A 15,098-nucleotide genomic window follows, 5' to 3' on the forward strand; every position below is an offset into this window, starting at 1 on the left:
CGGGGTGCTTAGTGCTGCAGGTTCTGCCAGGAGACGGGATTGTAAAAATGGAGGCCGCTGCGCTGCCATTCGACGCGTTCGCTGTCTCTCGAGTGCAGCAGGCCCTCGATGATTTTATACCTTAGACCGGTCACCGAACTGATCAGTTCTTTGCCGTCTTTTAGTGCTTTAAGTGTCTCTTCTCTGGTGTTCATATCGATCCTTAAAGTCGCTCTATAAAAGAGTTAAACTCTTTTAAGTGAACGCCTGGACGGCGGAAGGCTCCGCCGCTAGGATCGTTAGAGCGCCGTAACGTTCTCTGCCTGCGGGCCTTTTTGCCCCTGGCCGATTTCGTACGTGACTTCCTGTCCCTCGTTAAGCTCGACACGGCCGTAGCCGCTGTTGTTGACCTGGCGGAAGTGTACAAATACGTCGTCACCACCCTCTTTCGGGGCGATAAACCCAAAGCCTTTTTCGCTGTTGAACCATTTAACGGTTCCGTGTTTAAGATTTGCCATTGCAAGACCTTCATGTTGAATTGTTGTCAAAATATAATGCGGAGTAAAACGAGGAATAGAAAATACTGAGGAAGTCTTCAATAGTTACAAACCAAGATGAAACTCTAAATCATCTTTCAATGGCTTAAGTATACCTGAAATAATAAAAATTAGCAAGCAAAAGTCAAAGAAAAAACGATTGGTGCAGTGAGATTCATTTTTGCACCTTCAGCAAGGTTATGAAAACAATGCATACGCTAAAAGGAGCAAAAGAGATGGCATTCGAACTGATGAAACTGCCCTATGAAGAGACGGCACTGGAACCGATGATCTCCGCGGAGACGATCCAGTACCACTACGGCAAACACCACCAGGGCTACGTGAACACCCTCAACAAGCTGATCGAGGGGGGCAAATATGCGGACGCATCGCTCTTTGACATCATCCGCAAAGCCAAGGGGCCCACGTTCAACAACGCCGCGCAGGTCTTCAACCACGACTTCTACTGGTACGGACTAACGACGGAGCAGACCTCTCCTTCCACGGTGCTTATGGACAAGATCGAGCACGACCACGGCTCCATGGAGGATTTCAAAGACGCCTTCATCAACGCCGCGATGAGCCTCTTCGGTTCCGGCTGGGTCTGGCTCGTCAATCAAAACGGCAGCCTCGCCATCAAGAAGTACAGCAATGCCGAAACGCCCATCAAGGACGGCCTGCGCCCCCTGCTGGTCTGCGACGTCTGGGAACACGCCTACTACATCGACCAGCGCAACAACCGCGCGGCCTACCTGGAGAACTGGTGGAAACTCATCAACTGGACGTTCGTCTCCGAGAACTGGGAAGCCAAAGAGGACGACCCGATTATCGGGTACAACTAAGCAGCCTTCATTTTTTCCGGGCCTCCGCACACCGCGGGGGTCAACTCCCCCTTATGCAATACCGATTAAACTATTCCGTTTCCTGCGCTTCCAGCCACGTTTCGACTTCATCGACAAAGAACCCCTCGGCACCGTCGAGCACATGGTTCGCGCCGTCGATGCCGTACTGCGTGTACTTCGGTCCGACAAGTTTTCTTCGCGTCGCGGCGAAGCGTTCATCCTCCCCGTTTGCCCTGCCCCAGACGTCCAGCACGCTCATGTTGATCTTCGGCATATTGTCGTTGCAGGATATCACTTTGCTGCCGTTGCCCCGGCACCCCACGGCGATGTACCCCTCTACGGAGGCATCGGGGTGCGAAACGAGGTAGCCCGAGGTCATCCCCGCCCCCAGCGAGTGCCCCATAAGGTAGATCGTCTTCACTCCATGCTCTTTCAGGTAGACGATGGCTCTGTCGATCATGGCGTCTACACGCGGCTGCTCCGCTTCGTACCCTTCGTAATCCTCGTGGTTCGTCGGCATCTGCAGCGAGAGGGTATGAAAATCCAGGTCTTCGTTCAGTGCCTTGCGCAACGGCCCGACGACTTTGAAATCGGGATGCATCCCCTTGCCGTGCGCGAGAATGATCCCTTTGTCGACGGAGCCTTCGAGGTAGAGGGCTTTTTCGGGTAGGGTGACGGCCAGGAGGGAGAGGGGAACAAGCGCGGTCAGCAGCAGACGGTGCATGCGGGTATCCTTCTTTTTTCAGACAAGGATAGTCCATAAGTATAAATTCTGCGTAAAAACAGAGAGCTTCGACCCGTCGAAGCGCATCCAATCAAATAAAGAATTGGCCTTGAGCGCTCTTTGTAAGCCATTCCGGAGGCATAAAGCCGGGAGGGATGAGCGATTCGCGAAAGGCCGCTTTTTGCGCTACTTTTTCTAAAAAAGTGGCAAAGAGGTTTCTTTTTCCTTTATTTTTACAAAGAAACGAAACCAAAGAAAATCGTCGTTGCGCGAATCGCTCGCTGCTCCCGGCTTGAGGGTATATCTATAACCCCTGTACAGATTTCAGAGGGCTTGGGAAGCGTGAGGTTGTTTTTGTTTTTTGCGAAGGCCTGGCTGTGGCCAAGTCAAGCGGAAAACGGAGGGAAAGTCGCGCTTCCAAGGCCCTCCCGCAGGGCGAAACAGAGAAAAGCCATACTCAGCGTTGCCGCTTCTCGACTTGGCTATGGCCAGGCCTTCAAAACGTCGCCTTGATTATGTCTGTCTCTGCTTCGCTGAAACTGCACAGGGGCTATAGGATATACCCTTACCTCCAGGGCGGCTTTCAAGGCACGCTTAACGACACTTAGCCTATTGATTTATGCGCTTCGGGAACCGATGCTAATATGAAAAAAGAGCTTTGTCGCGACAAAGCGCATTCAATCAATTAGGAATTGGCCTCGAACGCTCCTTGAAAGCCATCCCGGAGGCATAAAGCCGGGAGGGATGAGCGATTCGCGAAAGGCCGTTTTTTGTGCTACTTTTTCTAAAAAAGTGGCTAAGAAACCTTCTTCTCTATCTTTTCTTTTTCATAAGAAAAGAAACAAAAGAAAATCGTCGTTCTGCGAATCGCTCGCTGCTCCCGGCTTTGGGCCTCCGCAGCGGCTTTCAAGGCACGCGCGCCGACCAACTGCCGATTGATTTGATGCGCTTCGATCATCGAAGCTAATTGAGAAAAGAGCTTCGACACGTCGTTTTCCCCAGCGGAAGCAACCTGTTATAATTACGAAAAATCCTTCATCCGTCCAAAGAGTCCCATGATACAGTTTTCAAACCTCTCCAAGAGCTTCGGCAGCCAGGAGCTTTTCAGTAACCTCAATTTCCAGCTCAACCCGGGCAACAAGGTCGGACTCGTCGGCCGAAACGGCAGCGGCAAGTCCACGCTCTTCAAGATCATCCTCGGCGAGGAGAGCCCCGACAGCGGCGAGGTCCTTACCCCCAAGGGCTACCGCATCGGCGCGCTCAAGCAGTACCTCCACTTCACCGAACCGACCCTGCGCGAGGAAGCGGCGCTGGCGCTCAGCGAAGAGATGAAGTACGAAGTCTACCGCGTGGAGAAGATCCTCTTCGGCCTCGGTTTCGACCAGGAGGACCTCGACAAGGCCCCCGGCTCCTTCTCCGGCGGCTACCAGATCCGCATCAACCTCGCCAAGCTGCTGGTAACAGAACCGAACCTGCTGCTGCTCGACGAACCGACCAACTACCTCGACATCCTCTCCCTGCGCTGGCTCAAGGCTTTTTTGCGCAACTTCAAGGGCGAGGTGATCCTCATCACCCACGACCGCGACTTCATGGATTCCATCGTTACCCACACCATGGGCCTCGTGCGCCGCAGCCTCTTTGTCATCCCCGGCGACACCCACAAGTTCTACGACCAGCTCAAGGCCAACGACGAGCTCTACGAGAAGCAGAAGGCCGCCGACGACAAGAAGCGCAAGGAGCTTGAGGAGTTCATCGCCCGCAACAAGGCGCGCGCCTCCACCGCGGCGCTGGCCCAGTCCAAGGTCAAACAGCTCGAGAAGATGGGGGAGATGGACGACCTCGGCTTCGACCCCACGCTGACGTTCGACTTCAACTTCAAGGAGACCCCGGCCAAGGTGCTCCTCGACGTCAAGGACCTCAGCTTCGGCTATACGCCGGAGCACCTCCTTTTCAAGGACGTCTCCTTCACACTGGAGAGGGGGCAGTGCCTCGCTATCATCGGGAAGAACGGCTCGGGTAAATCGACCCTCCTCAACAACATCGCCGGCGAGCTGACGCCCCTCAGCGGCGAAGTGGCGTTTCACCCTTCGACCGCGTTCGGCCACTTCGGGCAGACGAACATCTCGCGCCTCAACCCGGACCAAACCATCATGGAGGAGATCTACGAGGCCAACCCGAAACTCTCCGCCGCCGTCGTGCGCGGCATCTGCGGCGGCATGATGTTCAGCGGGGACCTCGCCGAGAAGAAGGTCTCCCTGCTGTCAGGCGGCGAGAAGAGCCGCGTCATGCTCGGCCAGATCCTCGCGCGCCCGGCGAACCTGCTCTTCCTCGACGAACCGACCCACCACCTCGACATCGACTCCATCGAGGCGCTGATGGTCGCCATCGAAAATTTCAAGGGCTCATGCATCATTGTCACCCACTCCGAGGAGATGCTCCGCCGCGTCGCCGACCGGCTCATTATCTTCTCCAAAAACGGGGCCGAGTACTTCGACGGCGGTTATGACGACTTTTTGGCGAAGATCGGCTGGGGCGAGGAGGACCAGGTAGAAAAGGTCAAAACCGCCCCCAAGAACAACTACAAGGCGAACAAAAAAGAGATCAACGCCCTCACCCGCGAACGCTCCAAGGCGACCGCACCGCTGCGCAAAGCGGTGGAGAAGCTGGAGAAAGCCATCATGGAAAGCGAATCAACCATCAACACGCTCCACGCGGAGCTTGTTGCTGCTTCAAACAGCGGGGACAACTCCAGGGTGATGGAACTTCACCAGACCGTCGCCAAAGAGGAGAAGGCGGTCGAGGCGGATTTCGAACGCCTCGCCGAAGCGCAGGAGAAGCTCGACGAGCTCATGGCAAGCTACGAGAAGCGCTTCGCGGAGCTGGAGGGGTGATCTTCCTCGACTTCGAAACGAACTCCCACAACGTCCACGACGTCATCGAAGTCGCCGCGCTGCGCGTCGCGAAAACTGCTGCGGGCTACGTCGTGACCGAGACCTTCCACCGCTACTACCTGTCGCGCTACCCGGTCAACCCGCACGCCCTCGCCGTCCACAAGCTCTCTCCCTCGCGTCTGATCGCACTTCGGGAAGAAGCAATGTACCCGGAGCATTTCGAAGAGGATCGGGAGTTCGCCGATTTCTGCAACGGCGCGACGACGCTGGTCGCACACAACATCGCTTTCGAACTGCGCCATCTCGGCGACATAGTTGCGTTCGAAAAGCATTTCTGCACCATGCAGGCGAACAAGCGCATCGTCAACGCCAAAAATGTCAGGGGCGGGCTGAAAAACCCGAAGCTCGCGGAGACCTGCGCCTTTTACGGCATCGACTTCGACGAGGAGCAGTACCACAGCGCCATCTACGACGTCACAAAGACGCTGGAAATTTTGAACCGCATGGACGGTGCACTGCAGTGAGGGTAATGCTCGTATGAAAGTAAGTCAACGATAGTGGGAACCGATAGAGCTTCGACACGTCGAAGCGCATCCAATCAATAGGCAACCTGTCGTTAAGCGTGCCTTGAAAGCCGCTGCGGAGGCCCAAAGCCGGGAGCAGCTAGCGATTCGCGCAACGACGATTTTCTTTTGGTTCTTTTCTTATGAAAAAGAAAAGAATGAACCGCATACCTCTTTGCCACTTTTTTAGAAAAAGTAGCGCAAAAAGCGGCCTTTCGCGAATCGCTCGCCCTTCCCGGCTTTATGCCTCCAGGGCGGCTTCCAAGGTGCGCTCAAGGCCAATTTCCAATTCTATTGAATGCGCTTCGGGAACCGAAGCTAGTGTGAAAGTGGAATTTTGGGGCGCAGCTATTTTTGCTGGCGTGCCGCCCTTCTCGCTGCTTTTTCCGCCGCTTTCGCCGCGCGGAACGCTTCCATATCCATCGCTTTTATCTCTTCGATAATGTCGACAAGCTCCTCTTCCGAAAATACGCCCGGTTTTTTGAAAACGACTGTTTTCTCCTTCATAATCACCGTTGTCGGCGTGCTTGAGATAAAGAAATGATCCGAAATACTCGTTTCCACCTGGGAGTTGAGCTTGGTGAAGGTGATCTCGGGGTATTTTTCAGACGTCTTTTCAAAGATGGGGGCAAACTGTGCGCACGGTGCACAGAATTGTTGCCAGCAATCTATGACCACAATCTCGCTGCCGTCAACGGTAATATCATAATTCTCTTTTGTCAGTTCGAGCATCTATTTTTTCTCCTGCTTTTGCTTTTACTTACTTCACCGTTTCCAGGCCCTTGTCGATCCAGCCCCAGTTGATCCCGCCGTCAAGCTCAAAGACATTTTTGTAGCCCAGTTTCGTACCCATGATCTCGCAGGCGACTTTCGTTCTGCTCGCATGCGCACAGACCATGATAAAAGGCTGCTCTTTGTCAGTCACGACCTTCGAAAATGACTCCAGGAAGGCGTCGATGTCAAAGCCGCCCATCGCGTCAAAAAAGGTGATCTTGTGGCTACCTTCGATGATGCCGTCGTACTCCCACTCGTCAGGCCTTCTGATGTCGATGACGGTGAAACCCTCCTCCAGCTTCTTCTGGAACTCCCTGGTCGAAAGCGACTTGAACGGTCCGAAATTTAACACTGTTTCCCTCCTGATGGCGCTGCCGTGCGCCGGGTGTTTTTGGGGATATGTACAATAATCATGCCTGTTTACAAAAAAGAAGGGATCTTCGATACGTCGAAGCGCATTAAATCAAATAGGAAGATGGCCTTGAACATTCTTTTTACACTACTATTTCTCACAAAGTTACATAAACCTTCTTCTCTATCTTTTCTTTTTACAAAGAAAAGAAACAAAAGAAAATCGTCGTTGCGCGAATCGCACGCCCTTCTCGGCTTTGTGCCTTCAGGGCGGCTTTCAAGGCACGCTTAACGACCGTTTGTCTATTGATTAATGCGCTTCGATGAATCGAAGCTAGTAAAAGGAAGAGAGCTTCGACACGTCGAAGCGCATTCAATCAAATTGGGAGTTGGCCTTGAGCGCTCTTTGTAAGCCATCCCGGAGGCCTAAAGCCGGGAGGGATGAGCGATTCGCGAAAGGCCGCTTTTTGCGCTACTTTTTCTAAAAAAGTGGCAAGAAGATATACGCTTCGTCGAAGAGAATCAAAGCGCATTGCTGCAAATGAGTAAGTTTCCTACTCCTCTTCATCCACCTCGTAATCCACGACGTGCATCTCCTCCGTCTTGTCCTTGATGAAATTCAGCACTTCCAGGCTCTCCTGCTCGACCTTGTACCACATCAGGTGTTCCTTGGTCTTGAAGGTCGCATAGAGACAAAGGTCATACGAGTGCGCCCCGTGGTTGAAGTCCATCCCCACCTGCATGCTCTGCAACCACTCCACCTTTTCGGGCAGCGCTTCGAGCATCTCTTTGGCCTTGACCATGTTGGCCATCTTGTTCAGTTCGAGTTTGAACTTATACATTTCAACGTGTACTATCATCATTCACCCCGCTTAGAAAAAATCCACAATGAACAGTCTGCTCTGTCCGTTGGCTGCCAGGCGAGTTGCAAAATTTATGCATGAAGCGGGTTTTGTACAACATAAACTCCCCCAAAATCACTCCTTGAATCTAATTTGCATAGGGCCATAAAACAACCAAGGAGAAAGAATGGCACCAGTAGCACTGACAGCGGAGAACTTTGACAAAATAATAGCGGACAACGAGATCGTCATTATCGATTTCTGGGCGACATGGTGCGGACCCTGCAAGCAGTACGGCCCCATCTTTGAACGCGTCGCGGAGAACGTTTCAGACATCACCTTCGCCAAAATCAATACCGACGAGCAGCAGCAACTGGCCGCCCAGTTCCATATCCGTTCCATCCCGACGACGGTAGTCATGAAAGACGAGATCATCGTGTTCCAGCAGGAGGGGGTTCTCTTCCACGAGAAGCTGCTGGACATTGCGGAAAAGGCGCAGGCGCTCGACATGGACATGGTTCGCGAAAAAATCGCAGCGCAGGAAGCGGCAGCAGCACAGCAAGAAGGCTGATACCAGCTCCGACACGTCGAAGCGCATGCAATCAATAGGCAAAGTGTCGTTAAGCGTGCCTTGTAAGCCGCTGCGGAGGCACAAAGCCGGGAGCAGCGAGCGATTCGCGTAACGACGATTTTCTTTTGTTTCTTTTCTTTGTAAAAAGAAAAGATAGAGAAGAATGTTCATGCCACTTTTTTAGAAAAAGTAGCGCAAAAAGCGGCCTTTCGCGAATCTCACCCTTTCTCGGCTTTATGCCTTCAGGGTGGCTTTCAAGGAGCGCTCAAGGCCAATACTTGATTTGATTGGATGCGCTTCGGGAACCGAAGCTAATCGTGGGCAATGCAAGCATCCCGCATCTGTTTTCAAAACGCACTGTCGGAGGGAGGCGAGACCATCCGTTCGACATTGACGGACATATACAGCAGCTCCACGGGGTCGCCGAACTGGGTGTAGATGGCGACGTCGGCGGCATCGCGCCCGAAGGCGATCGCGATGCGCCCGCCCCACAGGTCATTTTGTGTCGGGTCGAACGTGTACCACCGGCCGCCTACATAGGCCTCGAACCAGGCGTGAAGATCCATCGGTTCGAGGCTCTCCAGGTAGCCCACAACCATGCGCGCCGGGATTGACAGCGCCCGGCAGCAGGCGATGCCCAGGTGGGCCATGTCGCGGCATACGCCGAAGCCGCTTTGGTTGAGCTCGGAGGCGCTGATGATCTGCTGCCCCATGCCGGGCGCGTACCGGACCGTATGGCGGATATACTCGACGATGGCGGCGCACTGGTCGTAGCCGGCGGCCCGGCCCGCCGTGATGGACCTGGCCATTTCCGTAAAACGGTCCGATTCGCAGTAGCGGCTGGGGTAGAGGTAGGGCAGCGTCTCGTCGGGCAGCTGCTGCACCTCGACAAAAGGGGCGCCCGGGGCCGTATCGCAGGCCTCCGCGGTTTCAATGTCCACGGAGGTATGAACGGAGAAATAGCCCGACGGTGCGACCAGCCGCTGGCAGAGGTTGCCGAACATGTCCGTAAACTCCATCACCGGCACGTTGGGCGACAGAACGTAGTGCTCGCTGGCGACCCACTGCTGCCATCCGCTCCGGGGGCGCAGCATCAGCAGGAATGGCGTCGGAACCGGAATACTGAATTCAAGAAAACAAGATGCGTGTAACCACATGACAATCCTTCACACTGTGACAAGTGGTGTTTGCACCCCTGTCCCACCGGTTATTCATTATAGCGTGTCACATTACATGCGGGACACAATTAAAAGCAAGCGAGCGGAGCCGCTGATGGATTCATATGAGCATCTCTTGGAAAAGCACAGCCCGACAATAAGCCTCTATGCCCCTCCCCTTATATCAATCAGCTTCGACCCGTCGAAGCGCATCAAATCAAATCAGGAATTGGCCTTGAGCGCTCCTTGAAAGCCGCCCTGAAGGCATAAAGCCGAGAAAGGGTGAGCGATTCGCGAAAGGCCGCTTTTTGCGCTACTTTTTCTAAAAAAGTGGCAAAGAAACAATCCCCTCATTCTTTTCTTTTTACCAAGAAAAGAACCAAAAGAAAATCGTCGTTGCGCGAATCGCACGCTGCTCCCGGCTTTATGCCTCTGCAGCGGCTTTCAAGGCACGCTTAACGACAGGTTGCCTATCGATTAATGCGCTTCGAGAAATCGAAGCTAGTATATAAAGAGCTTTGTCGCGACAAAGCGCATTCAATAAAATTAAGAATTGGCCTTGAGCGCTCTTTGTAAGCCATCCCGGAGGCCCAAAGCCGGGAGGGATGAGCGATTCGCGAAAGGCCGCTTTTTGCGCTACTTTTTCTAAAAAAGTGGCATGAAAATTATCTACCTACCAATTTGATTTTATGCGCTTCAAGCATTGAAGCTCATTGAAGGGCATGAAACCCCGTTGAATCTTTTAATATGCTAGACTTCCGCCATGTCAACACAACTCGAAAGCAAGACCGAACTCGCCACCAGCGAACCGAAAATGTTCGCCGTCTTCATGCTCAACGACGACTATACGACCTGGGAGTTCTGCATCAAGATCATCAATACGGTGTTTCACAAAACCATCGCGGAAGCAGACGCGATCACCCATGACATCCACACCAAGGGCAAGGGACTGTGCGGCATCTACACCTACGAGATCGCAGAGACAAAGGCTTTTATGGTTCGGGAGCAAGCCCGTAAAGAAGGCTTCCCCATGCGCTGTTCTGTTGAAGAGCAGTGAGAACGCAATCAGTTCCTACTCTATTAGCAGAGCCCCCTACTTTATTTCTTTATGGCCTTGACTATTCTGTCTTCTTTAATCATTACGTCCCGCATAAGTAAGTTATATGGAAATTCTTTCAACTTTGATTCTTCAAACTGGTCTGCAATCGCTTTCAAAGATTCAGCACGGATAAGTGAAAGATTAAGAACATAATCCAATTCGCATTCATTCACAAAATCGTCACTGAAATCAGGCGCTATCAGGAGTGACTTCACTACCTTTTGACCTGCTCTTTCTGCAAGTTCTACATATGATTTAATCTGTCGTGATACGGAGCTGAACTTGTTGTAACCAGACTCTTTAATAGTCTTGCATTCAACAATAATGATTTCATTGCCCCCTAGATTTATCACTATGTCAATCTGGTTTTTTGCTGTATTTAATTGCTTACGAAGTTTTTCATCTACATTGAAACCCAGAGATCCAAAAATACTTTTCGTAATGTCTTCAAACTTAATACCAAGGTCTGCTTCCTTAATCTTCAAACCATTTTCTTTTAAGGCATTCAAATCTCTGAAACCAATGTTGACATAGTTTTCAAATTCAATAATTTTCATATCTTTATATGACTCTAGGATATTGGCGACAAGGTTTCCACGAGAAGAAATCTGCTTTTCTGAGCAAAACTGTTTCATCTGAGCGTCATCAAGTAATTCAATAAAGTCACGCGGTTTGATGTTGTAATCTAAAAGGTATTCTGCATTCATCACATTCTCATCTTGAAGTTCAAACTCTTTCTTCAAAATATCATTGACTGTTTTTCCGAAGACAGATTCCATATCAATAACTAGCTGCTCATAACCACCCAATGGAATTCCTATCTTCTCTTCCTTCTCCAGTTCAATATAGTACGACATCAGATTATTGATCTTGTCATCAACAGTTGTACCTCTTAAAGGTTCAGGCAAACGAAGACCTTTTTCGGCCAACTCATTCAAAAATACCTTTTTCTCATTTTGGGTTGTCCCGTCTTTGTAAATACTATTTGAAAGGATTTCGTTAAAGCTGATTCCGCTATTGATGATCGTACGGATTTTGGTTTCTGTATCGAGCCCTTTGAAATGTATATTGTGTTTTTTGCATATCAGATTAATCTGTGGTTCTCGAAACTGTTTCAACACACGTCTAATATGTTTGTCAGCCATCGGTCGCTTTTTAATTCTACGAAGAATAGTAATGATTTCATTTGGTATATAAATCATATTTTGTTTCTTGGAAAAGAAAATTATTCCCATATTCTTTAGATCATTTATCAGTTCGTCAATATTCTTTTTTTCAAGAGGGATAACCATATAGTTGATCATTTTGATCTCTTTTTGCGAAAGCTCTAACTGCTCTGATAATGTCTGAAGAAGATGCTGCTCATCACTAGAAATTTTTGCATCCTGATTATGTGCTAGGTCATTAGTGTACGCAACATCAAGACAAGTTTTATATATTTGATAGTCACGTTTTCTGATAATGTCAATGTCCCCTTTTTCATTGGCCATAATTGTTGCAAGTTCTTTGATTGCCGAACGCATTTCTTTGAGCTCTTGCTCATATAATTTTGAGAACCATTCATATTTCATAATTGAGTTGCCATCTCTAATCATGATGTCTACAACAATATCCATTTGTGACATGATACTTTTCATCTGTTCTGACAAATGAGCTTCATATTCATCCTCAACGATCTGAAAAATCTTCACAATGTTCTTTATATCTGTATTTTTTAGATCTTTGTCAGAGGAAAGGAAAACCTTATCAATTGCCTTATGGTCAACGTTCCCGTTTGAAATAATGTTGTCTATGATTTTCAAAAACGCATTCTTTTCAAAAGAATTTACACGGTCTAAAATGTCAATTAACTGCATGGGGTTCCCTTTTCAGAAGCTAGCGTGAAAAATAGGATACAACAAATAAAATTAATAATAATCTATATGCAAATAGAGACTAATTTCATGAATATCTGTAAGTGCAATTTCACAAGACTATGATTTCATCATCGAAATGCCCAATGGAACAAAAAAGGCATCGCATACATTCATGGAAACATCAATTGAAATGCTCATGTTCCTGTTTGCCGCATCCGTCGTCGCAGGTACGATGGATACGATGATCGGGGGCGGCGGGCTCATTACCCTGCCCTCACTGTTGCTCACAGGCCTGTCGCCCATCAACGCGCTGGGTACGAACAAGCTGCAGGGGTGCGTCGGTACGGGAACGGCCACCTTTCTGCTGCTGAGAAAGTCCAAGATCAGGTGGCGGCACATCCGGCCTCTCTTTATTGCCGCCTTTGTCGGCTCGTTCATAGGCACCGTGGCCGTGCAGTTCATGAGCCAGCACTCTTTGTCGCTGGTCATCCCCGTCGTTCTAGTGCTGATCATCGGCTATTTTCTACTGTACAACCCAAGCAGAGCCTCTAATTTCAGCATCAAAATGGGTGCGAAAAAGTTCACCTGGCTCGTCGTTCCCGGCATCGGTTTTTACGACGGCATGTTCGGCCCCGGGACGGGCTCCTTCTTCAGCTTTGCGAACGTGCTGCTTCGGCGCGCGAAACTGGTGGCAGCAACCGCCACGGCCAAGCCGCTCAACTTCGCCACCAACGTTTCATCCCTCTTGGTTTTCATCCTTTTCGGCAACGTCGTCTGGCACGTGGGTCTGGTGATGATGCTGGGCCAGGCCATCGGCGCCTGGCTGGGGGTGCATTTGCTTTACAAGATCAACCCGCAGTACCTGCGCGCCTTCGTCATCGTCGTCTGTCTGCTGATGCTCGCTAAGTACATCGCCTCCTCCTGATGTACTGACCCTTACTGGCAGCATTACTTTCAGACCCTTTCGTTCCCCATTGTCACTTTTTGCTACAATCAGTGAAGGAGTACAGACATTGTCGTCCGGATGCAATACCCCTCCGGATCAATCGCAGCATATCTGCAATAGCAAGCAAGGAGAGCGCGATGGAACATGTTCAAGAAGTTTTGAAAACCTCCCTGGAGGAGCTTGAAAGGGTGCTGAGCACCAAAACGGTCGTCGGGGAGCCCTTCGTCATTGAGGGCAACACCCTCATCCCCCTCATCAGCATCGGGTTCGGGTTCGGTGCCGGCGGCAACATCGGCGGCAAAAAAAGCGGTGACGGACAGGGCGCCGGTACGGGCGGCGGTGGCGGCATCCGGCCGGTGGCCCTCGTCATCATCAACAAGGACGGCGTCAGGGTCGAACCCATCAAAAGCGGGATGGCCAGCGTCTTCGAACACCTCGGCGAAACCCTCGCCAAGGCGATGAAGGAGAAAGAGGAAGAAGACGACGATTAGCAGCTGAACATGCTAGTAGTTCTCTATCTCATCGCCTTTTTGTTCCTGAGCCTGCTCGCGTTGCTCGCCACTCCCGTCGAACTGAGCCTGCAGCTGGAAAAGGAGGAGACCTTCGACTACAAGGCCAGGTTGCACTGGTTTTTCGGGCTTGTATCCATAGACCTTACCGGGCTGGCAAAGAAAGCGGGCTCGATGAAAAAAACGAAGCGCAAAGCACACAGGACAAAGTTCCCGGGCGGGAGTGTGTCGCCCCAGAGGGTCACCCGGCTTCTGCGGGGGCTGCGGCGCAGCCTGCAGGTCAGGGAGTTCAGCCTTCACGGCCGCATCGGGCTGGGCGACCCGGCCTGTACCGGGATGCTGATGGGTGTGCTGCAACCGCTCCTGCTCCCCGCACGGCAGGTGAGCCTTGTCGCGGACTACGAGGAGGCGGTCTTCGAAGGGCGCTTCAGCGCAAGGGTCCGCGTTGTGCCCCTGCGGATCTTCGGCGTCCTGCTTCGCTTTTTCTTTGCGGGAAGGCGCTAGGATGATCACTGCGGCAGGGTGACCGTCCGTATTACCGACAGAAGAAAGGAGAGACTATGCCCGCCGAGCGAACCGCCTCACTGCACCCCCTCTACCTCTGCGCCCCCGTCAACGCCCTCGTGGAGGGGATCTACGAGGAGAATATCCCCCTGGCCGAGATCAAGCGCCACGGCGACTTCGGCCTGGACACCTTCGACGACCTGGACGGGGAGATGGTCATGCTGGACGGCGACGTCTACCAGATCACCGCCGACGGGGAGGCCCACAGGGTTCCCGACGCCAAACACACCCCCTTTGCCGTCGTCACCTTTTTCGAACCGACCTTTGCGGCGACTTTCGAAGAGGCGATGGCGTACGACACCTTCCTCGCGCGCCTCGACGCCCTGCTCCCCTCGCCCAACCTCTTCTACGCCCTCCGCATCCGCGGCCGCTTCGACCTGGTCCGGGCGCGCTCCGTCCCCAAGCAGCACAACTACCGGCCGCTCAGCGAAGCGGCCGCCGAACAGCACGAATTCCGCTTCGAGAACGCGGAGGGGTGCCTCGCCGGCTTCTACACGCCCGCGTTCATGGCGTCGCTCAACGTTCCCGGCCTGCACCTGCACTTTCTCACAACGGACCGCCGCCGCGGCGGCCACCTGCTGGAGTGCCGCACCCGCGGCGTCACAGTAGAGGTGCAGATGCTCCACACCCTCGAGCTTTCCCTCCCCATGACGCACGACTACCTGACCCGCGATTTCAGGCGCGACACGGCCGCAGACCTCGAGGCGGCGGAGAAGTAGCACCCGGGAGCGGTGCAATTTTCTGCTGTATTGACCGTAACCATCCCTCCGACCGCACTGGACAAATATAGAGCATGCTGCAGTGACGCAGCATGCGGACTCCCGGAGAAACGGCCTTTTCACAGCCACTTTCCTTAAAATACAAAGAGTATAATATTCCACAAATATTTTTAAG

Annotated in this window: 18 protein-coding genes; 9 read left to right on the forward strand and 9 right to left on the reverse strand. The window is 52.0% G+C overall.

What is annotated here, in order from left to right:
- Positions 1-8: 8 nt before the first annotated feature.
- Entirely contained in the window at positions 9-194 is a 186-nt protein-coding gene (locus tag ACXWTF_RS07895; RefSeq protein WP_461714454.1) for a hypothetical protein, read from the reverse strand.
- Between the two features lie 84 nt (positions 195-278).
- Positions 279-497, reverse strand: coding sequence for a cold-shock protein (locus ACXWTF_RS07900; protein ID WP_345987024.1), 219 nt, complete (start codon positions 495-497; stop codon positions 279-281).
- Between the two features lie 254 nt (positions 498-751).
- On the opposite strand from ACXWTF_RS07900, the gene ACXWTF_RS07905 reads away from it, so the two are divergent.
- Complete coding sequence (locus ACXWTF_RS07905; RefSeq protein WP_461714455.1) at positions 752-1,357, forward strand: superoxide dismutase; 606 nt, start codon at positions 752-754, stop codon at positions 1,355-1,357.
- Positions 1,358-1,427: 70 nt separating this feature from the next.
- Here ACXWTF_RS07905 and ACXWTF_RS07910 read toward each other — a convergent pair whose 3' ends face one another.
- Both ACXWTF_RS07910 and ACXWTF_RS07915 read right to left on the reverse strand, forming a co-directional pair.
- On the reverse strand, positions 1,428-2,081 hold the full coding sequence (locus tag ACXWTF_RS07910) for a DUF3530 family protein (protein ID WP_461714456.1): 654 nt from the start codon (positions 2,079-2,081) through the stop codon (positions 1,428-1,430).
- Between the two features lie 796 nt (positions 2,082-2,877).
- Positions 2,878-3,069, reverse strand: a complete 192-nt coding sequence (locus ACXWTF_RS07915; RefSeq protein WP_461714457.1) for a hypothetical protein — start codon at positions 3,067-3,069, stop codon at positions 2,878-2,880.
- A 67-nt stretch (positions 3,070-3,136) separates the two neighbouring features.
- Between ACXWTF_RS07915 and ACXWTF_RS07920 the strand changes: the two genes are divergently transcribed.
- Together ACXWTF_RS07920 and ACXWTF_RS07925 are read left to right on the forward strand one after the other, a co-directional pair.
- Complete coding sequence (locus ACXWTF_RS07920; RefSeq protein WP_461714458.1) at positions 3,137-4,972, forward strand: ATP-binding cassette domain-containing protein; 1,836 nt, start codon at positions 3,137-3,139, stop codon at positions 4,970-4,972.
- A complete protein-coding gene (locus tag ACXWTF_RS07925; RefSeq protein WP_461714459.1) occupies positions 4,969-5,496 on the forward strand; it encodes a 3'-5' exonuclease in 528 nt (175 codons plus the stop codon). Before ACXWTF_RS07920 ends, ACXWTF_RS07925 begins: the two co-directional genes overlap by 4 nt.
- 387 nt (positions 5,497-5,883) lie before the next feature.
- Here the strand turns inward: ACXWTF_RS07925 and ACXWTF_RS07930 are convergent, their stop codons facing one another.
- The 3 genes from ACXWTF_RS07930 to ACXWTF_RS07940 form a co-directional block, all read right to left on the reverse strand.
- Complete coding sequence (locus tag ACXWTF_RS07930) at positions 5,884-6,267, reverse strand: thioredoxin family protein (RefSeq protein WP_461714460.1); 384 nt, start codon at positions 6,265-6,267, stop codon at positions 5,884-5,886.
- A 28-nt stretch (positions 6,268-6,295) separates the two neighbouring features.
- Entirely contained in the window at positions 6,296-6,661 is a 366-nt protein-coding gene (locus ACXWTF_RS07935; protein ID WP_461714461.1) for a rhodanese-like domain-containing protein, read from the reverse strand.
- Between the two features lie 553 nt (positions 6,662-7,214).
- Entirely contained in the window at positions 7,215-7,523 is a 309-nt protein-coding gene (locus ACXWTF_RS07940; RefSeq protein WP_461714462.1) for a Dabb family protein, read from the reverse strand.
- A 166-nt stretch (positions 7,524-7,689) separates the two neighbouring features.
- Between ACXWTF_RS07940 and trxA the strand changes: the two genes are divergently transcribed.
- Positions 7,690-8,073, forward strand: coding sequence for a thioredoxin (trxA, locus tag ACXWTF_RS07945; RefSeq protein ID WP_461714463.1), 384 nt, complete (start codon positions 7,690-7,692; stop codon positions 8,071-8,073).
- A gap of 347 nt (positions 8,074-8,420) precedes the next feature.
- Here the strand turns inward: trxA and ACXWTF_RS07950 are convergent, their stop codons facing one another.
- Positions 8,421-9,230, reverse strand: a complete 810-nt coding sequence (locus ACXWTF_RS07950; RefSeq protein WP_461714464.1) for a transglutaminase domain-containing protein — start codon at positions 9,228-9,230, stop codon at positions 8,421-8,423.
- 763 nt (positions 9,231-9,993) lie between these two features.
- Here ACXWTF_RS07950 and ACXWTF_RS07955 point away from each other — a divergent pair.
- Positions 9,994-10,287: an ATP-dependent Clp protease adaptor ClpS gene (locus tag ACXWTF_RS07955; protein ID WP_345969228.1), complete on the forward strand. Its 294-nt coding sequence runs from the start codon at positions 9,994-9,996 to the stop codon at positions 10,285-10,287.
- 41 nt (positions 10,288-10,328) lie between these two features.
- Here ACXWTF_RS07955 and ACXWTF_RS07960 read toward each other — a convergent pair whose 3' ends face one another.
- Positions 10,329-12,185, reverse strand: a complete 1,857-nt coding sequence (locus ACXWTF_RS07960) for a hypothetical protein (RefSeq protein WP_461714465.1) — start codon at positions 12,183-12,185, stop codon at positions 10,329-10,331.
- Between the two features lie 172 nt (positions 12,186-12,357).
- Here ACXWTF_RS07960 and ACXWTF_RS07965 point away from each other — a divergent pair, with 172 nt between their 5' ends.
- From ACXWTF_RS07965 to budA, 4 genes are all read left to right on the forward strand, one after another.
- Positions 12,358-13,110, forward strand: coding sequence for a TSUP family transporter (locus tag ACXWTF_RS07965; RefSeq protein WP_461714466.1), 753 nt, complete (start codon positions 12,358-12,360; stop codon positions 13,108-13,110).
- 158 nt (positions 13,111-13,268) lie between these two features.
- The gene (locus tag ACXWTF_RS07970) at positions 13,269-13,622 is read left to right on the forward strand and encodes a GerW family sporulation protein (RefSeq protein WP_461714467.1); all 354 of its coding nucleotides are present in this window, start codon (positions 13,269-13,271) and stop codon (positions 13,620-13,622) included.
- Positions 13,623-13,631: 9 nt separating this feature from the next.
- Positions 13,632-14,144 (forward strand): DUF2953 domain-containing protein, encoded by a 513-nt coding sequence (locus ACXWTF_RS07975; RefSeq protein WP_461714468.1) that lies wholly within the window; start codon positions 13,632-13,634, stop codon positions 14,142-14,144.
- A 56-nt stretch (positions 14,145-14,200) separates the two neighbouring features.
- Positions 14,201-14,923: an acetolactate decarboxylase gene (budA, locus tag ACXWTF_RS07980; RefSeq protein ID WP_461714469.1), complete on the forward strand. Its 723-nt coding sequence runs from the start codon at positions 14,201-14,203 to the stop codon at positions 14,921-14,923.
- The last annotated feature ends 175 nt before the right edge of the window (positions 14,924-15,098 follow it).

It is taken from the genome of Thiomicrolovo sp. ZZH C-3 (assembly GCF_054862725.1).